18 protein-coding genes are annotated in these 25,386 nt (G+C 67.2%); 7 read left to right on the top strand and 11 right to left on the bottom strand.

Annotated features, from left to right (window positions below):
- Positions 1-197: 197 nt before the first annotated feature.
- On the bottom strand, positions 198-5,822 hold the full coding sequence (locus ACE3UY_RS20080; protein WP_374689259.1) for a choice-of-anchor X domain-containing protein: 5,625 nt from the start codon (positions 5,820-5,822) through the stop codon (positions 198-200).
- Between the two features lie 329 nt (positions 5,823-6,151).
- Between ACE3UY_RS20080 and ACE3UY_RS20085 the strand changes: the two genes are divergently transcribed.
- Together ACE3UY_RS20085 and ACE3UY_RS20090 are read left to right on the top strand one after the other, a co-directional pair.
- Entirely contained in the window at positions 6,152-6,400 is a 249-nt protein-coding gene (locus ACE3UY_RS20085) for a ribbon-helix-helix domain-containing protein (RefSeq protein WP_374689260.1), read from the top strand.
- Complete coding sequence (locus tag ACE3UY_RS20090; protein ID WP_374689261.1) at positions 6,397-6,837, top strand: type II toxin-antitoxin system VapC family toxin; 441 nt, start codon at positions 6,397-6,399, stop codon at positions 6,835-6,837. The genes ACE3UY_RS20085 and ACE3UY_RS20090 overlap by 4 nt, the downstream gene beginning before the upstream one ends.
- A gap of 153 nt (positions 6,838-6,990) precedes the next feature.
- Here the strand turns inward: ACE3UY_RS20090 and ACE3UY_RS20095 are convergent, their stop codons facing one another.
- The 10 genes from ACE3UY_RS20095 to ACE3UY_RS20140 all read right to left on the bottom strand — a co-directional run bounded on the left by ACE3UY_RS20095 (position 6,991) and on the right by ACE3UY_RS20140 (position 19,536).
- Positions 6,991-7,452, bottom strand: coding sequence for an Hsp20/alpha crystallin family protein (locus tag ACE3UY_RS20095; protein ID WP_374689262.1), 462 nt, complete (start codon positions 7,450-7,452; stop codon positions 6,991-6,993).
- Between the two features lie 194 nt (positions 7,453-7,646).
- A complete protein-coding gene (locus ACE3UY_RS20100; protein WP_374689263.1) occupies positions 7,647-10,952 on the bottom strand; it encodes a hypothetical protein in 3,306 nt (1,101 codons plus the stop codon).
- 117 nt (positions 10,953-11,069) lie between these two features.
- A complete protein-coding gene (locus tag ACE3UY_RS20105; RefSeq protein WP_374689264.1) occupies positions 11,070-11,957 on the bottom strand; it encodes a zinc-binding protein in 888 nt (295 codons plus the stop codon).
- A 26-nt stretch (positions 11,958-11,983) separates the two neighbouring features.
- A complete protein-coding gene (locus ACE3UY_RS20110; protein ID WP_374689265.1) occupies positions 11,984-12,880 on the bottom strand; it encodes a zinc-ribbon domain-containing protein in 897 nt (298 codons plus the stop codon).
- Between the two features lie 96 nt (positions 12,881-12,976).
- Positions 12,977-14,209 (bottom strand): VWA domain-containing protein, encoded by a 1,233-nt coding sequence (locus ACE3UY_RS20115; RefSeq protein WP_374689266.1) that lies wholly within the window; start codon positions 14,207-14,209, stop codon positions 12,977-12,979.
- On the bottom strand, positions 14,202-14,561 hold the full coding sequence (locus ACE3UY_RS20120) for a hypothetical protein (protein ID WP_374689267.1): 360 nt from the start codon (positions 14,559-14,561) through the stop codon (positions 14,202-14,204). The genes ACE3UY_RS20115 and ACE3UY_RS20120 overlap by 8 nt, the downstream gene beginning before the upstream one ends.
- A gap of 27 nt (positions 14,562-14,588) precedes the next feature.
- On the bottom strand, positions 14,589-15,665 hold the full coding sequence (locus tag ACE3UY_RS20125) for a zinc ribbon domain-containing protein (protein WP_374689268.1): 1,077 nt from the start codon (positions 15,663-15,665) through the stop codon (positions 14,589-14,591).
- A 36-nt stretch (positions 15,666-15,701) separates the two neighbouring features.
- Positions 15,702-16,508 (bottom strand): PP2C family serine/threonine-protein phosphatase, encoded by an 807-nt coding sequence (locus tag ACE3UY_RS20130; protein WP_374689269.1) that lies wholly within the window; start codon positions 16,506-16,508, stop codon positions 15,702-15,704.
- A gap of 31 nt (positions 16,509-16,539) precedes the next feature.
- Positions 16,540-18,255, bottom strand: a complete 1,716-nt coding sequence (locus ACE3UY_RS20135) for a Stp1/IreP family PP2C-type Ser/Thr phosphatase (protein WP_374689270.1) — start codon at positions 18,253-18,255, stop codon at positions 16,540-16,542.
- A gap of 12 nt (positions 18,256-18,267) precedes the next feature.
- The gene (locus ACE3UY_RS20140; protein ID WP_374689271.1) at positions 18,268-19,536 is read right to left on the bottom strand and encodes an FHA domain-containing protein; all 1,269 of its coding nucleotides are present in this window, start codon (positions 19,534-19,536) and stop codon (positions 18,268-18,270) included.
- 173 nt (positions 19,537-19,709) lie between these two features.
- Here ACE3UY_RS20140 and ACE3UY_RS20145 point away from each other — a divergent pair, with 173 nt between their 5' ends.
- The 5 genes from ACE3UY_RS20145 to ACE3UY_RS20165 all read left to right on the top strand — a co-directional run.
- Positions 19,710-19,991 (top strand): hypothetical protein, encoded by a 282-nt coding sequence (locus tag ACE3UY_RS20145; protein ID WP_374689272.1) that lies wholly within the window; start codon positions 19,710-19,712, stop codon positions 19,989-19,991.
- Positions 19,992-20,085: 94 nt separating this feature from the next.
- Positions 20,086-20,733, top strand: a complete 648-nt coding sequence (locus ACE3UY_RS20150) for a sulfite oxidase-like oxidoreductase (RefSeq protein WP_374689273.1) — start codon at positions 20,086-20,088, stop codon at positions 20,731-20,733.
- A gap of 132 nt (positions 20,734-20,865) precedes the next feature.
- Positions 20,866-23,565, top strand: a complete 2,700-nt coding sequence (locus tag ACE3UY_RS20155) for an FHA domain-containing protein (RefSeq protein ID WP_374689274.1) — start codon at positions 20,866-20,868, stop codon at positions 23,563-23,565.
- Positions 23,566-23,720: 155 nt separating this feature from the next.
- Entirely contained in the window at positions 23,721-24,734 is a 1,014-nt protein-coding gene (locus ACE3UY_RS20160) for a serine/threonine-protein kinase (RefSeq protein ID WP_374689275.1), read from the top strand.
- Between the two features lie 27 nt (positions 24,735-24,761).
- On the top strand, positions 24,762-25,386 hold a 625-nt coding region (locus tag ACE3UY_RS20165; protein WP_374689276.1), incomplete at its 3' end, for a sugar-binding protein.

Consider the following 25,386-nt stretch of genomic DNA (forward strand, 5'->3'; position numbering starts at 1 on the left):
CTCCTCTTGCGCCCCGGCCGGGCTTAGCGCCACGACCAGCAACACTATCCCTAACACAATCGCAGCCGCGCTAAACCGGCGACCGCTTCTCTGATTCTGTCTCGTCGTCATGTCATGATCTCCCGAAGCGTTCCGGCAAGGGCCGGGCGACCGCTTGTTCGGCCCGCGCCCGGCCTTTCGCCGCTGAACGCTCGCAGCTACCGGATCGTATGTGGCAAGAAGATGCGGAAGCGCATCGTGTCGCTGGGCAGCTTCGGCCCGGCGCTGAATTCGTAAAGCCCGTCGGCGGCCGTGGCCGAGGCGTGGCTGATTTCCACGTAGACCGTCGTCCCCGGCGCGACGCCGGTCAGGGGGATGAACGGGTACTCGCTGAGGCTGCTGTCCAGACCGGCGATGAACAGCACGGTCGTCCCATTGGGGCCGAACACGCGCAGCCTGGGATTCATGCCCAGAGCCAGGTTGCTCACCCGCACATAGGTCACCCCGCTGCCCAGCGTCGTGAACCGGAACACGTCCTTGTCGCCGGCCTTGTCGATTTTGCCCGCCCAGGGCGCGTTGTCGGCGGCGATAGCCCGGGCGCTGCCCGGCGCGTTGCCGTGATCGTCGGCCACGACGCCACTCACCGTGACCTGGAGCGTGGCCGACGCCGTGAAGTCGGCGCTCACCGGGGCCGGCGGCGGCAGCGGGACGGGCTTGCCGTTCACGTCCGTCGTCGGCTGGAAGGAGGTAGACACAAAGGCGGCCTTGCCGGCGTGGTTGTCGAAGTCCACCCGGACGGTATACGCGCCATTGGCCCGGTAGCCGAGGATGGCCGAGTAGAGGCCATCCCCTTTCGTCGCGTCCGGCGGCTGGCCGTCGTCGGCGAAGGTCACCGGCTGGTTGCTGCCGTTGGGCAGCCGCACGCTGCCCTGCACGCCAACGCCGGTCAGCGGCCGGGCCTTGTGGACAAAGGCCAGCAGCAGAATGGGGTCGGGCGAGGTGACCGTCGGACCCAGAACGGAGTTCAACTGCGCCGCGTAGCCCGCGGCGGCCGCGTCCTCGGGTTGCGCCGCCGCCGGCGACTGCCAGACGATCTGCAGGTCGCTCAGCGCCGCGCTGGCGGGCAGCTGGATGGCCGCATCCTGGCTGACCCATGGCGCGACCTCCAGCAAGTCCGCGTAGAAGGTTCGCGCCGGCAGCGAGAGGCGCTGACCGTCGCGCGGGTCGGCCGACGCCGGACGCATGAGCGTGTCCCAGCCGGACGCGCCATAGACGCGGTACTGCGCCGTCTGCCCGGCGTCATTCTTGGCCACCGAGAAGTTAAGCCAGTTGTTGTTCCCGCCCAGGGCGTACCATTGACTGTTCATGATCGAGTTCGGCACGGCCACGTCGGTCGAATGGGGCAGGTACAACGTGTCGTCCCAGTCCGGTTTTCCCACGTACTCATCGTACAGCCCGAAGTAGTAGTGGCCCCACTCGTGGGCCAGGGTGTAGCCGCCGCCGCGCTGGTGCGCGTCGTCGCTCAGGAAGGCGTAGTCCTGGCCCGTTCCCGCCCCGTCGGCGAAGACGTCGCACATGTTCACGTGCATACCGGGAACGGCGTAGCCGGCCGGCTGCGCGTTGGGCCAGCACCGATCGGCCCAGATGATGTGCGCCCCGGCCAGGTTGCTATTGGCCGTATGGAAGGTCACCGCGCCCAGCTTGCGCGCGCCGTTGGACGATTCGTAGACGGCGTCGGCGAAGTAGCCGATGAGGCGCTCGTAGGGCGCGCGGGCCGCGGTCGTGGTGGGGTTGTTGTAGAGGGTGATGTTCACGGCGATGGGCGCGGCCGGGGCGGTTACCGCCCCGCGATCGTGGACGAAGACGTCACGCGCGACGTTGGTGTCGCCGCTGACGAGGTTAGCCGCCTCCGACATGAAGGCCACAAACCGGCCATCGGCTGACAGGGCCACGTTCGTCGCGCCGCCGTCTTCCTCGCCGCCGGCCGAGTTCAGCGAGACGCGGGTTGTCCGGCCCGTCTGGAGGTCGTGGATGAAAACGTCGCTGGCGCCATTCGTGTCGCCGCTCACCAGGTTGCTGGCCCATGACCCGAAGGCCACGTACCGGCCGTCGGCGGAGATGTCGGCCCAGGAGGTATAGTTGTTACCCTGAACGCCGGCCGAGTCGACCGAGACACGGATCGTCCGGCCTGTCTGCCGGTCATGCACGAAGACGTCTTCGCAGTTGTATGGCTCTCCACTGCCATACTGGCACATCTGGGTGTCGCCGCTGACCAGGTTGCTGGCCGAGGACACGAAAGCCACGTAGCGCCCATCGGCCGAGATTACGGGCCAGCCCGAATGGTCGTTGCCCTGACCGCCGGCCGAGTCGACCGAGACGCGGGTCGTCCGGCCCGTCTGCCGGTCGCGGACAAAGATGTCCGTGGCGTTGTTGGTGTCGCCCTCGACCAGGTTGGTGGCCTCTGACAAGAAGGCTACGTACCGGCCGTCAGCGGAGATGTCCGGGTCCGTCGACCAGCCATTGCCCTGGTTGCCCCCGGAGTCAGCGGAAATCAGGATGGTCTGCCCTGTCTGCCGGTCGCGAACGAAGATGTCACTACAGTAGTAGTAATCGCCGCTATCGTTGCACAGCGGCCGGACGCCCGGCGCCAGGTTACTGGCGGCGGACGTAAAGGCGACGAAGCGACCGTCGGCGGAGAGGCTCGGGCCGTTCGAGTGGTTATCGCCCTGGGCGCCAGCCGCGTTGACCGAGACCAGGCTAAGCTGGCCCGTCTGGAGATCGCGGACGAAGACGTCATTCAGCCCGCTGGTGTCGCCCGGCACCAGGCCATCGGTGTAGCTGTCAAAGGCCACGAACCGGCCGTTGGCGGAGATCGTCGAGCCGTGCGTCAAGAAGCTGGCCCGATCGCCGGCCTCATTGGTCGAGACGCACACCGTCCAGCCCGCCAGCCGATCGTGGACAAACGTGCTGCCGGTGCCGCAGGCCGGGTGCTGGTTATCCAGGTTGCGCGCCGAAGATTGGAAGACCACGAAGCGGCCGTTGGCCGAGATGCTCAGCCACTCCCCATCTACCCCAATGTCCGCCTCCTCGCCGGCCGAATTGACCGAGGCGCGCGTGACAGTGATATTGTCCTGCCACAGGTCGTGGACGAAGACGTCGTGGTCGCCCAGGTCGCCGGGGACCAGGTTCTTGGCGGAGGAGTCGAAGGCCACGTACCGGCCGTCGGCCGAAAAGACGGGCGAGCCGGCCGCGCCGCCCACGCCCTGCCGGCCCCCCGGGCCGACCGAGACACGGCGGGTCTGGCCGGTGTAGCGATCGTGGACGAAAACGTCGCCTGCGTCGTTGGTGTCGCCAGGGACCAGGTTGTTGGCCCCGGAGTAGAAGCCCACATACTGGCCATCAGCCGAGATAGCTGGCTCGTATGACGCTGCATTCGCCTGGTTGCTGGCTGAGTCCACCGAGACGCGCGTCGTCCGGCCTGTCTGGCGGTCATGAACGAAGATATCTGGACAGTTAGCGCTACCAGACCCGACCTTGCAGGTTTGGGTGTCGCCGCTGACGAGGTTGCTGGCGTAGGAGCCAAAGGCCACGTAGCGCCCATCGGCCGAGATGGCGGGGTCTTCCGAGTCGCCAGTGCCCTGCGCGCCGGCCGAATTGAGCGAGACGCGCGTTGTCTCGCCGGTCTGGCGGTCGTGCACAAAGACGTCGACCGTGCCGTTCGTGTCGCCGGCCACCAGATTGCTGGCGCTTGACTGGAAGGCTACATACTGCCCGTCGGGCGAGATGTCGGGGTTGTAGGACTCGGCATTGCCCTGCTCGCCAGCCGTGCTCAGCGAAACCCGGCTGGTTTGGCCCGTCTGCAAGTCGCGGACGAAGATATCGGGGCAGCTGATCGTGCCGTAATAGTCATCCTCGCACGTCTGCGTGTCGCCGCCGACGAGGTTGCTGGCGTTGGAGGCAAAGGCCACGTAGCGCCCATTGGCCGAGAGCGCGGCGGCCCAGGAGGCGTGGTTGCCCGGGTGGCCCGCCGCATCGGCCGAGACGAGATGGGTTTCGCCGGTCTGGCGGTCGTGGACGAAGACGTCGTCCAGGCCGTTGGGGTAGCCACCGTCGAGGTCGTCGGAGTCCGATTGAAAGGCCACGTACCGGCCGTCACCCGAGATCGTGGGCCGCCACGCCCAGCCATTTATCTGACCCCCGGCGGAATCCACCGACATGCGGGTCGTCTGGCCTGACTGCCGGTCATGGACGTAGATATCGCTATTCTCATCGCCGCCATTGGTGTCATCGTCGACCAGCATGGCCTCGGAGGCAAAAGCGACGTACCGCCCGTTGGCCGAGATGGCGGGGGAGTGGGAAGTGGCATACCCCTGATTGCCTCGCGAGTCCACCGAGACGCGGGCCGTAGGGCCATACGGGTAGTCGAGAACGTAGGCGTAGGCCGCACCTGACCAGTCAAAGTAGAAGTCTCCTCCTACGACCACCTGCCCCCCATCCATGGCGACTCCGTTGCCGAAGAGGCTCATGGAATAGGCGCTAGGCTGCTTCAGGTAGCCCACTTGCGTCCAGTTGGTGCCCCCACCGGCGAAGACGTAGGCCGCGCCGGCCCACTCGGCGCTGTTGTCGCTCTCGCTCGAACCATCACCGTCTTCGCATTCGGCTCCGACGATTAGCGCTTCTTCCTCTAGCGCGACGGCGCCGCCGAATCGATCCCCCGCCTCGGCGTTAGACGCTTTCAGGTAGGCTCGCTGATACCTGGTGCCTTCGTTGCCTGACGTGAAGACGTAGGCCGCGCCGGCGTCGGGCGCGCTGTTGTCGCTCTCGCTCGAGCCATTGCCATCCTCGCCCGGTGCGCCGACGACGATCGTGTTGCCCGCCATCGCTACCGATGCCCCGAACCCATCATCGGCCTCAAGATTAGATGCCTCCAGCAGGCCGCGCCACTCCCAGTTCGTCCCGTAACGGCGATAAGTATAGACCGCGCCATGATTGGCCGGGGAGCCGTCGAAGCCGTCGGATTGTGGCGCGCCCACAGCGATGACGTCCCCTTCAACGGCCACTGAAACGCCGAAGTGATCATGGGCGCGCACCACCTCGGGCATCTTCAGATAAGCGGTCTGGCTCCAGGTTGTCCCATTGCGGGCGAACACGTAGACGGCGCCCGAATCGGTCGCGCCGTTGTTGCCCGGGCCTGAGCCGTCGCCGTCCTCCCAGGGCGCGCCGACGGCGATGGTATTGCCGGAGATTGCGACCGCGTGTCCGAACAGGTCGCCGTTTTCGGCGTTGGAGGCGATCAGGTGGGCTTGCTCCGTCCAGGTCGTCCCATTGCGGACGAAGACGTACACATCCCCTCTCTCCTGGGCGCTGCCCTGGTCGTTAAACCGGTTGCCACCGACGACGAGGGTATCGCCGTCCAGGGCCAGTGACTCGCCGAAATGATCCTGGCGCGCGATGTTCGACGCCGTCAGGCGAGCTTGCTCGGTCCAGCCGGAGCCATTGCGCACGTAGACGTGCACCGCGCCGGCGTCCCAGAGGCCGTTAACGTCCTCGGCCGGCGCGCCAACCACGGCGGTATCGCCGGACAGCGCGACCGTCTGGCCGAAGAGGTCGGACGAGTCGCCGGTGGACGTCTTCAGAGCCAGGCCATCGTGAACCGGCGTGGCGCCCCACCACGGCGAGGAGAATTCCAAGGTCTGGGCGTCGACCGGCGGCTGGCCGGCGGCCTCCGGCTGGTCCTGCGCGCCGGCCGGGCTTAAGCCCGTGACCAATAACAACAACCCCAAAACGATCGCGGCCGCGCTGAACCAGCGGCGGCCGCCTTTCCCAACGTGCAAAGTGATCATTTCTTGCTCCCCTAGGCGGTTAGCCCCAGGAGCCGGCTCTGGCTGTTATTCGGTCAGCGCGCGGCTCCCCAGGCCCCGCTCTTAAACGCTACAACCCACTGACACAGGATGGAATGCCCTGTATGTCTGATCATAAAGCATGGACGATCCGCTGAAATAGTGATGAATGTCACCCGAAAGTATGACATTTGTCACTAGCTTTCATTTCGGCCAGAGAGGGCGTCAGACAAAGTTGTAGTCACCTTTCAGATGCTTGGTGATTGAGCCAACCGCAAGTTGTGAGTATAATAGGGATACTATCGAAGATATATTACAACCGCGAGGGGATAGTGGCTATACTGACACAGCGTGTTCAAACGGTGCTTACGGACGAACAATATCGGCAACTGACACATATCGCCGCTGAGACGGACAAGCCCATCAGCGTTCTCGTTCGCGAGGCTGTGGAAGCGGTTTACTTCGCGCCAGAGCAAGAAAAGCGCAAACTCGAAGCGCTGCAGGAGATGTTCGCGCTAGAGGCTCCCGTCGCCGACTGGGAACAGATGGAAGAAGAGATCATCAGGGGCGCAACCCAATGATCGAAGGGCCACTCTTTCTGGACGTCAACATCCCCATGTACGCAGCCGGCGCGAAACACCCTTATCGGGAGGCTTGCCAATGGGTCATGGCGGCCATCGCGCAGGGGAAGCTCTCAGCGGTCATCGACGCCGAGATTGTACAAGAAATCCTGTACCGCTATGGCGCGCTGGAGCGACACGCGCTGGCCGTGACGCTGGCGACGAACGTCTTGACCCTTGTGCCAGAAGTCCTGCCCATCACGCGGCGAGACGTCGCCCTGGCCATTGAGCTATTCAACGCCTATGCTCCGCAAGGCATTAAGGCGCGCGATTTGATCCATGCCGCGGTGATGCGCAACAATAGCTTGACTACGCTGATCTCGGCCGACACCCACTTCGATCAGATTCAGGGCATAACCCGCCTGGACCCGCGCCAGTTGTACGTGGAGAATCGTTGACGGCGTTGCCGGGCACACCATAACAAGAGAGGCGCTCTACTCAATGAGCAGAGCGCCTCTCGTCTTCAACGACCACGCCGTTGTAGCGCGGGCTGGCATGTCGTCTCTTCAGACCAGCGGAATACGGGATACCATCCCACCCTACAAGCGGGATTAGGCAGCCTTAACCTCGATCCGCTTCGGCTTCACCGCCTCCGCCTTCGGGATAGTCAACGTCAGCACGCCGTTCTCGAAGGCGGCCTCGACCTTGCCGGCCTCGACCGGGACCGGAAAGCGCACGCTGCGGCTAAAGCTGCCGGAGCGGCGCTCGCGGATGTGGTAGTTGGCCTCTTCGATGGTTTCGTCTTCCTTCATCTCGCCCTGGATGGTCAGGACGTTGTCTTCCAGAGTCACGTTCAGGTCGTCGGCGCTGATGCCAGGCAGCGACGCCTTCACGGTGAACGCCTCGCCCTGTTCGGCCACGTCGAGGGCCAGCCCCCAACTGCCAACCACCTCATTGGCCCGCAGGGGCATACCCCACCGCGACCGGTAGAACGGCATATCGAACGCGCGGTCAAACTCATTGAACAGGTCAACCGCCTCACGCATCGGGTTCCAACGTACAATCTTGGACATGGCGACACCTCCAATTTTGATTGTTTTTGCCATTATGTGTCTTGCTCAAACCACGCTAACACCTTCTATTCTCAGAGGGAAACGTATAAAAAAGATAAAACGAGTGTACGAAGAACGTTAGAGGGGGTTGTAGCGCGGGTTGGCAACCCGCCTCTTCGCGCCGGAAGATGCGGGATACCATCCCGCGCTACATCCTACTCCCTAACCCCTTCAATGGTCGCGAACGTTTCCCCACCGGCTGCCATCAGCCGCTCGCCGCTGTCGGGGTCGTAGAGGCCAATGCGCAGCGTGAGCAGCCCCGCCGGCAGCGTTTCGGGCAGAGCCAGCGTATGCACGTCCAGCACGTATTCGCCGGGCAACCAGCCCGTCGTCGGCCGCGTCCATTCGCCGGGCACGGCATCCGATTGGGCGACGATGGCCCCAGTCTCGTCCACCAGATGGACAAAGACGTGGTAGCCAACGGGCGTCTCCGACTCGGCGCGCCAGAGGAGGGGAAGGGAGCAGGGGAGCGGGGGGGTGGGGGAGCAGGGGGGCAGCGGTGAACCAGCGGCCAAACCGACCAGGGTGGCGATGAGTGTACCGTCGTTCGCGGTGAATGGGGCGTCCAGTGTCAGGGCCAGCGGCGGCGGGGTGAAGGTACGTTCCGGAGCGGTGATGGCGATCTCGCCCAGGGGCAGTTCTTGCAGGACAAAGCGGTAGCGCCCGCTTGCCAGGCCGGCCGGCAGTTGCAGGAGGTGCTGGCCGCGCAGCCGGCCGTGGGCGGGCCACTCGTCCGCCGCCAGACCTTCTCGCACGAGCGGCAAGTCCCACACGCGCGCCGTCGCCCCCGCCGCGTCTTCCAGCCGCAGCGCCACACGGCCGCACGACGCTGCCTCGGCGCACTCCCAGAAGAAGGTCAGCAGCACGCTCTCGCCTGGAATCGCCTCGGCCCGATCCTGATTGTAGCCGAGCAGACGCAGCCCCGGCGCGAGTGTCTCATCGAGCGGGTATTGCGGCGTGAAGTCGGGTGGTCGCGCCGGGTTGACGACCTCGATCTGCCCGATCACCGCCGTTGGCCCGACCACTTCGCCCGTGCCGCTGTCGGTCAGCGTGACCGGGGCCAGCGTCGCCTTGTCAAACAGGGTCAGCACAATGTCGTAGCGGCCCGGCGGCGCGCCGTCAAGGACGCGCACTTCGTGGCTGTCCCAGCCCCACTGGCCGGGCGACCACTCGCGCGATGGCGGGGCGTCCTCGTAGAGGCGCGGCCGTTGCGTGCCCTTGTCGCTCCACATCAGCCCGTTCGCGTCCACGAGCCAGACGTTGGATTGGTAGTCGGCGACCGGTGGAGCGAGCGCCGTCCAGGCCAGGTCAATGTCGAACGTCTCCCCCGCCGGCACGCGCCCGCGGCCCAGGTTGAAGCCGTCCAGCCGCAGTTCCGCCCCCTGCAACGCCGTGACCTGCGCCACCGGCGGCGCACCCACCCGCCGCAGCGGCGTCTCCACCCGGTCGACCAGCGCCTTCCCCCCCAGCAGCGCCACGGCCAGCAGCACCAGCGCCGCCACCTCAGCGCGCGTTAGCGGTGAAGTGTTCACGGATACCGCAGAACCCGCCCATCGCTCTGAAAAATCTGCGTAATCTGCGAAATCTGCGGATTCTTCCTCTTTTCTCCGCTTGCCCGGTCGCCGTCCCCAAAGCGCCACGACGACCACGCCCACCCCCGCCAGTCCGCTCAGCCCCACCAGCGCCAGCCGCAGCGGCGTCGCCCCCCACGCCACGACGATCTCATGCCGCCCGGTGGGCACGTCGAAGGTGATTAGCCCGGAAGGGTCTTCAGGCGTAATGGGAACCCGCTCGCCATCTACCCGCGCCGACCAGCCGGCGAAGGCAAAGCTCAGGTAGCGCGCTGTGAACGCCTCCGGCGTGTCCACCGTCAGCGTGACGCCGAAGCGGTCATAGACCACGTCGCTGATCGTCGCCCCGTCGGGCAGAGCGGTCGCGTCGAAGCGCTGGGGGACGCGGCCGGCGGCGTAGTCGGCCTCCAGCGGCGAGCCAGCCGGCCGCTCCGCTACCGTGCGCGGGAAGTAGCTGCCCTCCGGGTCGACGCCGACCAGCCCGCTCAGCCGCTCGTAGGTGTGGACGGTCAGGATGGTCGGGAACGGCTCTTCCCAACAGTAGCGCGGATACAGGGTAGGGAGCGCTTCCACGATGAGTAGGGTGGGGGCAAGCAGGAAAAGGATTGAGCGCAGGGGAGCGGGGGAGCGGGGGAGCGGGGGGGAAGAGAAAAAGGGATGGGCGAAGGGGATGCCGGCCAGGAAGGCCACGGGCAGCGCGGCGCGACCGACGAAGCGCCAGGGAAACTGGACGAAGTCGATCAGCGGCAGCGCCTCCCACACCGCGCGCGAAAGGGGCAGGGCCATGAACAGGAAGACGCCCGCTCCGGCCAGCATCAGCCAGACGTGCAGCCGCCGCTCCCGGACGACGGCGTCTCGTCCCCGGATCCACCACAAGCCGCTCACGCCCAGGGCCGCCAGCCCCAGCGGAACCCAACCCAGCCGGAAGCGCAACGGCGGGTTGGCGAGCGACGGGTCTTCGGCGGCGACGGGGGCCAGGATTTCGCCCAGCGAGGCGAAGTTGAAGCGCCAGTCGTTGTTGCGCGTTGTCGTGGACATCTCCAGCGTGACTTGATCCATCTCCAGCAGCGCGCCGCCGGTGTAGAAGAAGGCGAGGGCAAGGCCAAGGGCGATCAGGAGGGTTGCGCGTAGGAGGGCGGGGGGGCGGGAGAGCAGGGTAGCAAGCGTGAGAGAATTCTCTCCCTTGCTCCCCTGCTCCCCCGCCCCCCTGCGGTCGGACGAAGACCTAACCCAGGCAACAGCCACTAGATAGACCAGCAACGCAGGCGCAAAGAGGAAGGTCGAGATGTTGTGACTGATGGAGAGCAGAGCCAGGCCGAGGACGCCGACCAGGAAGGCCACGACGGAGCGGCCGAGCACCCAGCGCCGCCCCGCCCACAGTAGCAACGGGAAGAGCGGCAGGGCCAGCGACTCCGGCGCGTTGCCGCGCACCAGTGCATCGATCAGGACGTAGGGCGCGGCCATGTAGGCCACAGCCGAGACGACGGCCGCCCGCGGCCCGAACAGGTCGCGCACCCACAGGGCCATGAACACGCCCGCGGCCAGAATGGTCAGCGCGTAGAACAGGTTCGACGCCGCCGGCAGCGGCAGCCCGGCCAGGTGGGGCAACAGGACCGCGTAGAGTGGCGCGGCCTCGCGGTAGACGAAGAAGGGATAGCCGTAGCCGAAAGCCAGATCGGGCAGCCAGCGCGTCAGGTAGAGGCCGTTCTCCCAGGCGTGTACCAGGGCCGCGACGCGATGGTAATGCAGGTGGCCGTCGTGGGTGCAGGCCACGGACGACCACCGCAACAGTGGGGTGATGAGCGGCAGGCCCAGCAGGACGGTGATCGGCAGCCAGGAGAGATCGCGCCACCGTCCGTGGTTGCCGCGCTCGGTGTCAGGGAGTGCCACAGAGAAGTAGTATGGCTCCTGTTGGGCGATTCGCCAAATCGCTTGTCGCGCGGGATGGTATCCCGCGTCTGGGGCGCGAAGAGGCGGGTTGGCAACCCGCGCTACAATCGGGTCGCCCTAACGCGCGTGGCGCAACCAGTCAATGACGCCCGGCGCGCCCATTTGCGCCTCCAGTTGTAGCAAGTGGCGCAGACCGTCGCCATAGACATCCTCGCGGGCGAGCATGCGCTCCGCCGCTTCCGTCTCGCCGCGCGCCCGCAGCAGCCCATAGGCGACCCACTCGGCAAACCCCTCGCGCCAGATCGGATCGCGCAAGAGGGGCGCGTTCTCCATCTGCCAGGCGTGGGCCCATTCGTGCGCCGCTACCTGGAGTAGCAGCAGACGCGGCAGGCCGGACAGCACGTAGATGCCGCGCCGCCGCCCGCGCCGCGTATACGCCCCCAGCGTGTCGGCTGCGCCGTCCGGCTCCTGGCCCAATTCGCGCATGACGGCCAGCAGTTCATCGCGCCCCACCAGCAGCAACCCCGTCGGCACGCCAAGCGAGAGGCCGAGTTGCCGGCCGATAGCGGCTTCGGCGGCGCGGAAGATGGCCTGCGCCTCACCGGGGTCGTGGACGGCCGTCGCCTCGCACGCCGCGCAGGTCAGGCGGCCGTCGGCCAGCGGGCGGCGGCCGTTGGCGACGGGCAGGCCGCACACGTCGCAGCGCGGGCGGTCGCGGGCGCAGTCGGCGCAGTAGGGGCCGCTATGGCCGATGGTCACGCGGCGGCGCGTCTTCCGGCCACACGTCAGGCAGAATTGGCCCGTCTGGCGGCACGTCTCGCAGAGGCCAGGGACGGCGCCCGGCAGGCCGCAGGCGAGGCAACGGGGCTTATGGGCGGCGCAGTCGGCGCACAGGTGCAGGGCCAGCCCCGGCGGCCAGTCGCGGTGACGGAAGGTACGGTCGTCGATCGCGCCCGTGTCCCCCAGGGGACGGCCGCACAGATGACAAAACCGGGCGGAGGCCACGCTGTCCTTCAACCGTACCGGAACCGTTAACTCACCTTGAACTGCAAAACCACGCGCCCCAACCGCACCTCGTCGCCGTCATGCAAGGGGTGAGGAACCTGCGTCGGCAACTTTTGCCGGTTCACGTAGGTGTAGTTGACCGAATTGAGGTCTTCGATGAAGTACTCACCGCCACGGACGGCGATCTTGGCATGGCGGCGCGACACGCCGCCCTCTTCGCCGCCATAGGGAACGAGATCGACATCGGGGAAGCTGCCGCTGACCGGGTCTTCGCGGCCGATGATGTATTCGCTCTTGCCTCCGGCCATGTTCAGCGTCGCGCCCGACGCCTGGACGATGAGCCGCGGGTTGAACGCCGTCGCGCCGGGGCTGGCCGGGAATGGCTCATAGCCGGCTGGGGCGACCGGCGGCCAGACGGGTTCGGCTGACGGCCAGACGGGTTCGGCCGGCTTCTGTTCCGGCATCGGAAAACCGGGGGCGGGCGTCAGGGCATGGCCGCAGTTGTCGCAGAATACGTCGTTCGGCGAGACGGGCATGCCGCAGTTGGGGCAAGTCGCGCTGGAGGCCGGGATGGGCGGCGGCGGGGGCGAGGATGGCTGGGGCACAGGTGGCTGCGCGGGAGGCTGTGACGGCCAACCTTGCGGCTGAGGCGACCAGCCTTGCGGTTGGGACGGTGGTGAGGGGGGCAGCAGCGGCGGCACAAACGACGGCCCCGCCGGAGCCGGCGCGGCGGCGGGTTGGGGCGTGCCGCAATTACCGCAGAAGGCCTCGCCCGGCATCACGCTTTCGCCACACACGGCGCAGCGCAGACCGCCGGTGGCCGGGCGCGCGGCCACGCCGGCCAACGATGCGCCGCAGTTGTCACAGAAGGCCGCGCCGGCCGGAACCTGCGCGCCACAGTTTGGGCAATTGATCATGCTCATGTCCTACCTCCTAAGAAAAGCATCCACAGATTACACAGATTTCACAGATTTAGAAAGGACATCTGCGCAATCGGTAGACGTTTTCAGCCATATCGCTTAGTCCAGTCGCCGGGTAGCGGAGACCAATCGCTTGGTGGCCCCGGCGGAGAGAGAGTGGCCGGCAGCTAGTTGGGCCGCGGCTGCCTCCGCCTCGCGGGCCAGTTCGACTTCGCCGGCGTCCAGCAATCGGGTGGCGGCGGCGCGCAAGCGCTGTGTGCGTTGCCCGGCGTCGGCCGTTTCCCGCTCGTCAAGGGCGCGGGTCATCAGCTTGTGCGCCGTGACGCGCTCCACCGTGTTCATCACCGCGCCGTTGACCGCCTGGGCCTCGGCCGGATCGGCGACGAAGGTGATCAGCACGTCGGCCGTCGACTTCTGCCCCGCCGCGCCGCCGGGCACGTCGTAATTCACCTCGGCCAGGGCCACGCGGTAAGCGCCGGGCGCGCGCGGCGACAATGCCAATTCTACCAGAACGCTCTGCCCTTCGCGCGGCAGATCGCCCAGGGCCACTTGCACGTCCCGCTCGCTCAGCGCCCGCGCCGTCAGGCGGTCGATGAGCGGCTGGACGCGCCACACCGCCCGCGGCTGCGCGCCCCGCACCAGCCGCAGGGTAAGATTGGCGTTGGTGACGACAGTGCGTTGCATGACGGCGACCACGTGTTGGAAGGCGGCGACGATCCGATCCGGCGTATCGATGAACTCCCACGACCCGCCCGACAAGCCGGCCAGGTCGGTCAACAAGGTCTGGTTCCACTCGTCGCCCAGGCCGAGCGCGCTAATTGGGATGCCCAGCTGGCCGGCGCGGCCGGCCAACTCACGGCAGCGGTCTTCGTCGTCCCACGTCTCGCCGTCGGTCAACAGCAGCAGGCGATTCACGCGGTCGGGGCTTAGCCCGGCCTGGAGTTGACCCAACCCGGCCTGGAGGCCGAGCGACATCTGCGTGCCGCCGCGCTCGTCGATGCGATCCAGTTGAGCCAGGAGCGCCGCCTTGTCGACCGCGGGCCGACTGGGGGCGAGCACATCGGCGTGGTCATCGAACAGCACGAGGGAGATCAGGTCTTGCGGGCCGAGACGGTCGAGCAGCAGCCGCGCCGCCTGGCGCAGGTCGCGTATCTTTTGGCCGGCCATCGAGCCACTGCGGTCGAGCACCAGGGCCAGATTCAGGGGCGCGTTGACCGTCGCCACACCCTCCCGGGGGCGGGCCTCCAGATAGACGTAGGCCACCTGCTCGGCATCGAGAGCGGGATACCGGGGCCGGTTGAGCGATGATGTAATGATAACCTCGTCAGCCATGCGAAGACCTCCTCCTATAGAGCCACAGGCGCGGCGGCCACGACGAACACGCTGAGATTATCGGCAGCCCGACCAGCTGGATGAGCAAAACGCTATCCTCGTTGGCCCCGCGCACGCGGCCGGGATGGACGCGGGCCGCGGCGCGCAAGGCCAGGCGGGCGGGGGCCGGCAGGGCTGCCAAAGGGACGGGGGGCGCGCCATCGTCGCCAGCCGGTCGCGCCACGGGGGCGTCGCCGGAAAGCGATTCCGAAACGTCGGACGCGCCGTTGACAGCCGGCGACCAGCCGCAGACGGTGCAGGTCGCCTGTTCATCCATCGCCGCGCCACACGCCGGGCACACTCGCTCAGTCATCGACTCTCTTCCGTTGGGCGGGTTTCGCTAACTCATGTCGCGGCTGCCACAATCGGGACACACCGTTACGCCAACAGCCACGCCCAGCCCACAGTTGTTGCAGAACCGCGTGATCTCCGGCGGGCGTTCGGCTGGCGCGGTGGCCGGTAAAGGCGGAGGGGGTGCATACATCATCGGCGCGGGCGCCGTCGGAGCCTCGGCCGAGGCGACGGCCGGAGCGGGCTTTTCGCCCTCGTTCTCAGGGAACATCTCGCTAATCGGCGTGCCGCAGCGATGGCAAAAACGCTTGCCGGGGCGCAGCTTCTCGCCACAGTTAATGCAGAAGCGGGCTTCGTCGGCCGCAGGCGGGACGGGCGCGGGCAACTCCGGCTCCAGCTGCGCGGCCGGCTCCTCAACAGGCGAGGCGGGCCACGCCTCGGCCACAGCCGGGACAGGAGCCGGCTGTTCCGGTTCCGGCCCAGAGGCCGGCTCCTCGATGGGTGAAGCGGGCCAGTCGTCCGCGGAGGCCGGCGCGTTCGTGGCCGTTTCCGGCGCGGGCCATTCGTTCAACCAGGCCATGTCATCGCCCGTGGAATCTTCCGCAGTAGGCTCCGACGCCGCGTTGGCCGCCGGCTCGTCCAGCGCAGTCAACTCAGCCTCGGCTGCCAGCTCCGGCGCATCCTGGGCGGCCGCGTCGTCAATCACGATGGCCCCGGCCAACGCCTGACCATCCGGTTCCTCATCCACGTCCAGAACCAGAATAGCATCGTCGGGCAGGGGATCAGCCTCAGGCGTGTGCGCGCTGGGCGCTTCGTACGGCTGGGTAGGCCAGTCGTCGACGTCGGCTTCTTCAGCACCGACCTCGTCAACGGCCTCGCCGGTCGCCGAGACAGGCGGGTAGGGCGTTTCCAGCGGCATCTCGGTCGCCATATAGGCTTCATCCACCGGCTGCTCGGCCGGCGCGGCCACGTCGGCCGGGGCGCTGATGGCCGCTTCCAGGGCCAGCAGCTCATCGGCCAACAACGCCAGGTCATCGGGCAGCCAATCGCCGTCGCGGCGAACTCGCAGGGCCTCCTGCCCCAGGGTCACGATCTTCAGTGTGTACGCTCGAAGTTGGTCGTTCATAGCCACCCTACTGGATCCCACATAAAGTCCGCCGCCTCAACCGGCGTCGCGCCAATATCGCACCAATTCCCAGAAAAACCAACTGGACAGGATCGCCGCGATCCCACCCAAGGCGATCAGCACGGCGCGATGGGCGCGGGTCATGACCGCTCCGACCCGCAGCTGAGCTACGATGATCGATAGATCGTCCGGCGCGCCGCGCTCCTGGGCCAGCGCGATCAGCCGGGCGACCGCCTCGCTCGGCCGGTCGCGCCCGCCCACTTTGCCCAACGTCTCATCGTCGAGCGCGCCGGCCAGGCCGTCGGAGCAGAGCAAGAGCCGATCGCCATCTTGTAAGGGAATCATCAGCGAGAAATCCGGCCGGGCATCCGGGTCGCGCAGCAGTCCGCTCGTCCCCGGGGCCACATCGCGCGTCAGCCGTTCGGCCGTTTCGCCACGCAGCCGGTAAGCGCGCCCGCCGCCGGCCTGAGCCAGATAGAGCTGGTGGCGGTCGATGAGCGCCGCCAGCAACGTCGCGTCGGCCGCCGGTTGCGCCAGACGTTCGCGCGCCGTGTGGGCCGCCTCCAACACCGCCTGGCGCAGCCGCTCGGCCGTGTCCGCGCCGCCGTGGCTGTAGTAGGCGGGGATGAGGGCGGAGAGGAGCGCCTGACCGGCCCGGCGGGCCGCCGGGCCGGTCGCGCCGCCGGCGTTTCCGGCCACCACCGCCAGCAGATAGCCGCGGCGGGCGGCCACGTCCCCATCCAGGACATCTTCACCCGGCCGGGGAAAGAAGATGGCCTCCCGGTTATCCGGGTGGCCGCGCCCGCCCACCGTCTCGCCCCAAATCTCCACCGCGCCGTTCACGACTTCCGCCCCGTCCCCATCTGATCGCCGCTCAGGCCAACGGCTCCGGCCTGACGATGATGGCCGTGATGTTATCCTCGCCGCCGGCAGCGTTGGCGGCGTCGATCAGCGCATCGCAAGCGCCCTGGGGCGAAGCGGCGGCCATCACCACGCGGTGCATGGTTTCATCGGCGACCATGCCGCTCAGACCGTCGGAACACAACAGCAGCGCGTCACCCGGCGCCAACCGCACCTGAGCCAGATCGACCGCCACCTGGCGCTTGTCGCCAATGGTGCGGTAGATGACGTTGGATTGGGGGTGATGGCGCGCCTCCTCGCGGGTGATCTGGTTAGAGGCGACCAGGCTCTCGACCAGCGAGTGATCGACCGTGATCTGCTCGATGCCGGCGGCGTTGAGGCGGTAGACGCGACTATCGCCGACGTGGGCCACGTAGGCTTCGTCGCCGACCACCAACACGGCGACGACTGTTGTGCCCATATCAGTGTGCGACGTCTGGCCGCGTTCGAAGACCTCAACGTTGCCGGCCTGAATGGCCGCCACCAGCCACTCGCCATAGTCCATGGGTTCGTCGCCGGCCGCCGAGGCCGTCATGCGGGGCAGCAACTCACTGGCGGCGTGCTGGGCGATGGCGCGCACCAGCAAACCACTGGCGATCTCGCCCCCTTCGTGGCCGCCCATCCCATCGGCCACGACAAAGAGGCCCATGGGCTGGCTAACCGACCTGTTGCTCCACACCAAATCCAGCGCCAGCAGGCTGTCCTCGTTCAGTTCGCGCAGGCGACCGACGTCGGTGCGCCGCCCCACGCGCAGATCGAGGCTGGTTGGGCGGCGAAGGGCCTGCGCGCCCGCGGCCAGCGCCTCGGCAAACTCGGCCGCGCCCAATTGCGCCGTCCCGTTCATCAGCGCGCCCAGGCGCTCCCGCAGCGGCGCGGCCACGGCGGGAGCGTATTCCGTCCGGCCGGTCAACATCTGGTAGATCAGCCCGGCCAGGGCGCGCACATCCGCGTGCGCCCGGTCGGGGACGTGGGCCGGGGTCACGCTCTGGAACTCGGCCAGGTAGAGCGTTTGCCCATCGCTCTCGACGCAGCCGGCGTCGAGCGGGCCGAAGGCCAGCCCGGCGGCGTGGACGGCGGCCAGTCCGCGGGCCAGTGACGCGCCCCACTTCAGCGCGGTTGGCGTCTCAACGGGCCAGGCCAACTCGGCGAACGGCCGCCCGGCGGCGCGCGCCACGAAGAGGCGATTCACGTCACCGGGCCGCAGCGTGATCGTGAAGGCGTCATAGGGCGGCCGGATGCCCTCGCCCGGCGGCACGGCGTCACGCACGGCCAGATTGCCATCGGAGACAGCTTGCGGCAACGTGACCTGACTGTCCGTTTCGCGGAGCAGGCACGCCGGCCCATAGGGCGCGTCGGCGTCCAGGTCATCGGCGTAATAACAGAAACTGCCCGGCGGCGCGGCGATCTGTTGCTGGATCACGTAGCGCTCGGCCAACAGCGCCCCTTCGGGCAGCGGCTCATAGATACCCGGCGCTACCAACGGTTGGGTGGCCGCGCCGTTGTCGCCACGCGACGGGAAGTGCGGCGAGTAGTCGGGCAGGCTGGACTCCGCCAGGCGGATAGTCTGGTGGGCGGCGGGAGGAGGCGGAGCGAGCGATATCTCGTCGTTCAGCAGGCGGCCACAGGACACACAGAACTTAGCGCCGGGGCGGTTGGGCGTCTGGCAATTGGGGCAAGGAATGTCGTTCATGGCGCCTATCAGTTAGTCGGCCTGCGACTCGTCCACAAAGCGGAAGGTGACGCCGCCCACCGCGATCTGCGCGCCGTGGCGCAACAGGTTCTTGGCCGTTGGCCGTCCGTTCACGCGCAGGCCGTTGCGCGACCCGCGGTCTTCGATGGTGTAGCCCTGCGGGTGGCGCGCAATGATAGCGTGTTCGCGCGAAACGGTCTGCCATTCCGGAAAATTCTCATCGATGACCAGATCGCCGCCGGCGTCGCGGCCGATGGCGAAGGGCGTCTGTTGAATGAAGAACCGCCGCGATGGGTCGCCGACGAGTTCCAGATAGACCGGTCGCGTCAGCGCGCGGGTGATCGACTCCGGGCCGGGCGAGAGCGGCGCGGCCGGGGTCAGCGGCGCGCCGGCCGGTGGGATGGGGTGGGCAACCGGCCGGCGGCGCAAGAACAGCAGCGCGACGATGCCCAGCAACGCCACCAGCAACAGCCCGCCAAGCAGCAGGAAGAGCGGGAAGCCGGAGCCGTCGCCCGCGCCCTCGTCGGCGGGGAGCGGCGTAAGCTCATCGGTCGCAAGCGGCGCGACGGCGATCGTCGCCGTGGGCGAGGCGGCCACAGTAGCCGGGGCCGTAGGGGTCTGGGTAGGCTTCGGCGTGGCGGTGTGGGCCGGCGTGAGGGTAAAGGTCGCCGCGGTCGTGGCCGGCGCGGCGGTCGCCGTGCTAACGGGCGTGCCCGTATCGGGTTGAACAGCAGCCGTCCCAAGCCGCGCCGCGGCCAGCCGATCCATGCTGAGCGGAGACAGACTCCGGGTGTTGCCCAACGCATCACCATTGGCGTCGATGAACTGGAAGCTCAATACGTCGGAGCCAATGCCGCTGCCCACCGTGACCGTGACCAGAAGGATGTGCGGCAAGCTGTCGGCAGGCAATTCGTCCCAGGCATACCCCCTCTGGTCGCTTTGCAACGTGGCTTGCACCGGCTGCTGGTCGATGGCACTCTCCAGGACGGTCAGCGTGCCCGGTTGGGTGAAACGCAAGACGAGTTGCTCGTCGCCAGACGCGGTCTCGCTGGTGGTGAAGTTCAGGACGATCTGGGCCCGACCGGGCGCATCGCCGGCAAGGACTTGGTCATCCTGAAGCTGGTAAGGGGGCGCGGGAGTCGGCGCGGGGGGCGATGCGGTAGGCGTCTTCGTCGGAGGGGTTTCAGTCTGAGCATGAAGCGCGCCCGCAACGAGCAGCGCCGGCAACAATAGACAGAGACAGGCCCAAAGCCGCAACGAGTGATGGAGTGATCGCTTCATCTCCGTCCCACAATCCTTTTGTTCTAGAGAACGCGACACTAATCGCCGGGATTGTAGCCCTAATGGCAGAGAAACGCTAGTTTTATTGGGCAAAGACTTGCCGCGCCGCGTTCGCCGCGTATGATTGTTCGACCGGCCGGCGGATGACGCCGACCCGCACAGACGGAGGGCATATGATCGACCAAGTTAAACAAGAGGAAGTGGCAGCGCTGTTCCGCGAGGCAGGCGAGGCTCACCACGCAGCCTACAGCGAGACGGATGGAGCCGACCCTGACTGGCCCATCTGGTACGCCGGCTATTTGCAGCCCCGCCTGAGCGCCGCGCTCAACGCCAAATTCACCAAGAGTGAGCTGGTCTACTTGCTCGTCTCGCTCGATCGCGAAGTACAACGCCAGGCGCCTGGCGCGAACTGGCATGCGTATTACGCCAAGGCGTTGGTATCCCGCTATACATGAATTAGGAATTACGAATCAGGAATTGAGAGAGGCGGCTCAGGACTGTCCAGTCTAATTCGTGATTCGCAATTCCTAATTCTCTTCGAGGTGTGTGATGATATTCGATCAGAAAGAGCGCCGTGAATTGGAAACCCGCATGAAGGCGGAGCAACGTCTGCCGCCGGGCCAATCGGCCACGCTGAAGTTCCCCGTCCTCCACTACGGCCCCGTGCCCACCGTCAATCTGGCGGCGTGGGATTTCCGCGTGTTCGGACTGGTGCAGGAGGAGCGGCGCTGGGATTGGGAGGCGTTCAACCAATTGCCCCGCACGCAGGTGCGGCTCGACATCCACTGCGTCACGCGCTGGTCGAAGTTCGACACGGTGTGGGAGGGCGTCTCAGTGGCCGCGCTGGTGCGTGAGGGGCTGATCCGGCCGCGGCCGGAGGCGAAGTTTGTCGTCCAGCACTGCGAGCACGGCTACACCACCAACACACCGCTGGCGTTCGTGCTGCAAGAGGGCTTCATCCTGGCGACCCACTTTGACGGCGAGCCATTGTCGCCGGAGCACGGCTACCCGTTGCGCGGCGTGGCCGGCGTCGTGCCCGGCCAGCGCGCCGACGACAAGTACTTCTGGAAGGGGGGCAAGTGGTTGCGCGGGCTGGAGTTACGCGCCGACGACAAGCCCGGCTTCTGGGAGCGCAACGGCTATCACAATCAGGCCGACGTGTGGAAGGAACAGCGGCATGGGTGGCCGGGGTTCTAAACTGATCGTGGCTCTTATCCGCGTGCCATTCATCCACCTGGTGTATAATACAGACTTAGGGCGCTAGGCGGTGGGCGAGTCTCTCCAGTGACTCGTGCGGCCGGCCCCGGTACAGTAGGAGGATCAGGTGGGATGGCCAACTTCTGTCCACAATGCGGCGCACAACTGAAACGGCCAGGAGCCGCCTTCTGCTCCACCTGCGGCCGGGCGCTCCAGCCGCGCCCTGGCCCCATTAGCACGGTCAGCGCCGCGCCCCGCCTGCACGTTCAACTGCCGGGGCAGCCGGAGGCGGTGTTCGTCATCTCGCGGCCCACAATCGCCATTGGCCGTGAGCCGGACAACGATCTCGTCCTCAATAGCTCCGTCGTCTCACGTCACCACGCCGTCCTTAACTTTCGGGACGAGGCGTACCGCATCCGCGACCTCAACAGCACCAACGGCACGGCCGTCAACGGCCGGCCGGTGACCGAGGCGGTCTTGCAGGATGGTGACATCATCCGCATCGGCGACGAGCAGGGCAACAACGTCGGCCTGGTCTTCCACCGCCAGCGCCCCGACGCCGCGCCTGGAACCATCCATCTCGGCCGGAGCGAGATGGGCCAGACGCCGGTCTTCGTCATCGGCCGCGACCCGTCGGCTGACCTGCACCTCGACCACCCCACCATCTCGCGCCGCCACGCCGAAGTGCGCGCCACGCCCGGCGGGGTCGCCCTGCTGCACGACCTGGGCAGCAGCAATGGCACGTTCCTGAACGGCCAGCTCGTCGCCGGCTTCCGGCCGCTGGCCGCCGGCGATGTGGTGCAGATCGGCCCCTACAAGCTGGTCTACGACGCGACCGGCTTCACCCAGTACGCGCCCAACGGCAACTACCGCATCGACGCCTACAATCTCGTCCGCCGCGTGACGGTCGGCAGCGGGCTCAGCCGGTTGGCGGGCGGCGCGGCCACCAAGCGGGTCATCCTGCAAGACGTCAGCCTGTCCGTGCAGCCCAAAGAGTTCGTGGCCCTGGTCGGCGGCAGCGGCGCGGGCAAGAGCACGCTGCTCAACGCCATGAGCGGTTTCGCCCCGGCCGACGGCCGCGTGCTGGTCAACGGCGATGATCTCTACGAGAGCTTCGCCGCCTACCGCAGCATCCTCGGCTACGTGCCCCAGGACGACATCATCCACCCCCAGTTGCCCGTTCGCAGCGCCCTGACCTACGCCGCGCGGCTGCGACTGCCCGACGCCGGCCGGCCGGAGATCGAGCAGCGCGTCAACAAGGTGCTGGGCGAAGTGGAGATGAGCGAGCACGCCGATAAGCAGGTTGGGCGGCTGAGCGGCGGCCAGCGCAAGCGGGTCAGCATCGCCAGCGAGTTGCTGGCCGAGCCGGGCCTGTTCTTCCTCGACGAGCCCACCTCCGGCCTGGACCCCGGCCTGGAGAAGAAGATGATGTATACCATGCGGCAACTGGCCGACGCCGGCCGCACGGTGCTGCTGGTGACCCATGCCACGGCCAACATTGACCAGTGCACCCAGGTCGCCTTTATGGCCGACGGCCGGCTGACCTACTTCGGCCCGCCTACGGAAGCGCAGGATTTCTTCGACGCGACGGACTTCGCCGACATCTACACCCGGCTTAGCCAGCCGGCCAATAGCGTCAGCTTTACGACTGAGGAACGGTCACAGCAGTGGCGACAACTGGTTGCCGCCAACCCCAAGGCATCGGCTGCCGAACTGTGGGAGACGTGTTACGACCATTCACCCCAACATCAGAAGTACGTGGCCGGGCGGTTGCAGGGCGCTGGCCTCGTTTCGTCAACCAATGTGGCCCACGAGCGCCAGCCCGACAAGCAGAAGGTCTCCTCGCTGAGCCAGTTCCGCGTGCTGGCCCAACGCTACTTCGAGTTGATCCGGCGCGACACGGTGAGCCTCATCATCCTGCTGGCCGTCATGCCCTTCATCGGCCTGCTGCTGCTCATCATGGCCGGCCAGCACGATCTGACCGGCAAGAACGAGTCGCAGGTGCGCACCGAGATTCAGCAAGACATCCTCGACGCCCGGCGCGACGAAGACCCCGGCGACGACGCTGAGCAGTTCCAGGGCATCTACCAGATCGCCAGTTCGACGCAGCGACTGCTGTTCATGGTGGCCCTGGCGGCCAGCCTGCTCGGTCTGTTCGGCGCGGCCTACGAGATCGTCAAGGAGGCGCCGATCTACCGGCGGGAGCGGATGGTCAACCTGCGCATCCCGCCCTATCTAGGCTCGAAGGTCGTCATCCTGCTGGCCTTCGGCGCGGTGCAATGCCTGCTGCTCCTGTTCGTGATGAGCTGGAAGGTTGATTTTCCGGGCGACGGTATCTTTCTGCCGGCGGTGGTCGAGATGTACGTCACCCTGGTGCTGGCGACGCTCGCCAGCATCGCCATGGGGCTACTCATCTCGGCCATCGTGCGCAACTCCAGCACGGTCATCTATATCATCCTTTTCGTCCTGTTCGTGCAGATCATCTTCGCCGGAGCCATCTTCGAGATCCCGCCAGCCGCCCGCCCCATCTCCTACCTGACGACCACGCGCTGGACGCTGGAGGCGCTGGGTAGTTCGGTTGACATCGAGCGGCTAAACCGGCAGGGCGGCGGCTGTTTGGAACCGGAGGAGCCGCTGCCGGCCGGGCTGTCGCCGGCGGCCAGCGGCTACTGCGATGAGGGCCAGACCGCGCTGCCGCCGACGCTGACGTTTAACGTGACCTATGACCACGCCGCCGGCCACCTGTTGGGGCGCTGGTTCGTCTTGCTGCTCTTCGCCGCCGTCTTTCTGGGATTGACGGCGTTCGTCCAGCGGCGGAAGGATGTGGTTTAGCGGGAGAAGTAACTGTTAGTTGTGGCACAGGATTCTGTGGCACAGGATTCTTATCCTGTGGCGGCGGACACAGGTTAAGAAGCCTGTGCTACGCCAGACGCCAAGAGCGCAAAGGCGCTCTGCGAAATCTGCGGTTTACGTATTGGAGGTATCTCGTGCCTGCGCCAGGAGACGTGCTGTTACATCGTTACACCATCCGCGCCCCGCTCGGCCGCGGCGGCATGGGCTCAGTCTATCGCGCCTTCGACGAGCGGCTGACCATCGAAGTGGCCGTCAAGGAGCTTACGCCCCCGCCCGGCGCGCGGCCGGAAGAACTGGCGGCGCTGCGCGATCAGTTCAAGCAGGAGGCGACCGTCCTGGCCCGGCTCAAGCATCCCGGCCTCGTCTCCGTCACCGACTTCTTTGAGGAAGGGGGCAGCGTCTACCTGGTCATGAACCTGGTTCCGGGGGAGAGTCTGGCCGAACGGGTAGAGCGGGCCGGGCCGCTGGCAGAGAGTCTAGCCGCCGATCTAGGCGTCCGCCTGCTCGACGCGCTGGACTACTGCCACCAGCGCGGCGTGCTGCACCGCGACATCAAGCCCAACAACATCATCCTGCAACCGGATGGCTCGGCCTTGGGCGCGCCGGTGCTGGTTGATTTCGGCCTGGTCAAGTTGTGGAACCCGGCCAATCCCACGACTCGCACGCTGGTGCGCGGCATGGGGTCGCCCAACTACGCCTCGCCGGAGCACTACGGTTTCGCCCTGAGCCATACCGACGCCCGCAGCGACCTCTACAGCGTCGGGGCAACGCTCTACTACGCGCTGACGGCCAATGACCCACCGGCGGCCACCGATCGCCTGCTGCGGCCGGAAATTATGCCCCCGCTGCGGCAAGTCGCGCCCTGGGTGTCGCCCAACGCGGCCGATGCCGTGAGCCAGGCGCTCGCCATGCAGCCGGAAGGGCGCTTCACTGGGGCGCGGGCTATGCGGGCGGCGTTGCTGGGCGCGCCGGTGGCCGCGGCCGGGCTGAGCGCGATCGGAACCGCCGCGACGACCGCGGCCGTCGCCACATCCCCGATCACCCCCGTCCCCGCGCGCCGAGGGCCGCCGGTGTGGGCGCTGGCGGCAGGCGCGCTGCTGGTACTGATGCTGGTGGGGGGTGGCGCGTGGCTGGCCGGCCGCCTGTAGGGGACAAACACGCCCCGGCCGACGGAAGTGAGCAGCGCCGTCCCGCTGCCCACCGGCTCTCCGTCCGGCGAAGCCACGGCCGCGCCGGTCATGGTCACCGCCGCGCCCGCGACTGTGGTCAGCACGGCCGCGCCGACCAAGACCGAGCCGCCCGCCCCGCCGACCGACACACTATTGCCTCCGCCGACCGACACGCCCCCACCCCAGCCGACGGCGGCCGTGGGCGTCATCCCGGCCGGCGGCGACGTGCGCGCCGCGGCCATGAGCGCGCCCACCATCGATGGCAACCTGAACGAGTGGGGCGCGTTGCCGGCCTATGACAGCCCGTTCCTGGTCTACAACGACAGCGCGTGGGACAGAAGCCAGGATGTGTCTGTCTTGTGGCAGTTGGGTTGGGACAGCACCAACCTCTACGTCGCCACCCAGGTGACCGACGACCGGCACGTCCAGACCCAGACCGGCAACCAAATCTACAGGGGCGATAGCCTGGAGATACAAATCGACACCGACCGCGCGACCGACAACGGCGATTCGCTGACGCCCGACGAGTACCAGGTGAGCCTGTCGCCGGGCGACTTCGGCGCGCTGCCGGCCTCGGCCAATCTGGGACAGGGGACCGGCGGTGGCAGCATGTTCGACGCGCCCGGCGGCC

This window comes from Promineifilum sp. (SeqCode) (genome assembly GCF_041918635.1).
Lineage (GTDB): Bacteria > Chloroflexota > Anaerolineae > Promineifilales > Promineifilaceae > Promineifilum.

Coding starts and splice junctions, on each gene's coding strand:
- ACE3UY_RS20080 (WP_374689259.1), bottom strand. CDS start 5,822: ATGATCACTTTGCACGTTGGGAAAGGCGGCCGCCGCTGGTTCAGCGCG.
- ACE3UY_RS20090 (WP_374689261.1), top strand. CDS start 6,397: ATGATCGAAGGGCCACTCTTTCTGGACGTCAACATCCCCATGTACGCA.
- ACE3UY_RS20095 (WP_374689262.1), bottom strand. CDS start 7,452: ATGTCCAAGATTGTACGTTGGAACCCGATGCGTGAGGCGGTTGACCTG.
- ACE3UY_RS20110 (WP_374689265.1), bottom strand. CDS start 12,880: ATGAGCATGATCAATTGCCCAAACTGTGGCGCGCAGGTTCCGGCCGGC.
- ACE3UY_RS20115 (WP_374689266.1), bottom strand. CDS start 14,209: ATGGCTGACGAGGTTATCATTACATCATCGCTCAACCGGCCCCGGTAT.
- ACE3UY_RS20120 (WP_374689267.1), bottom strand. CDS start 14,561: ATGACTGAGCGAGTGTGCCCGGCGTGTGGCGCGGCGATGGATGAACAG.
- ACE3UY_RS20125 (WP_374689268.1), bottom strand. CDS start 15,665: ATGAACGACCAACTTCGAGCGTACACACTGAAGATCGTGACCCTGGGG.
- ACE3UY_RS20135 (WP_374689270.1), bottom strand. CDS start 18,255: ATGAACGACATTCCTTGCCCCAATTGCCAGACGCCCAACCGCCCCGGC.
- ACE3UY_RS20140 (WP_374689271.1), bottom strand. CDS start 19,536: ATGAAGCGATCACTCCATCACTCGTTGCGGCTTTGGGCCTGTCTCTGT.
- ACE3UY_RS20145 (WP_374689272.1), top strand. CDS start 19,710: ATGATCGACCAAGTTAAACAAGAGGAAGTGGCAGCGCTGTTCCGCGAG.
- ACE3UY_RS20150 (WP_374689273.1), top strand. CDS start 20,086: ATGATATTCGATCAGAAAGAGCGCCGTGAATTGGAAACCCGCATGAAG.
- ACE3UY_RS20155 (WP_374689274.1), top strand. CDS start 20,866: ATGGCCAACTTCTGTCCACAATGCGGCGCACAACTGAAACGGCCAGGA.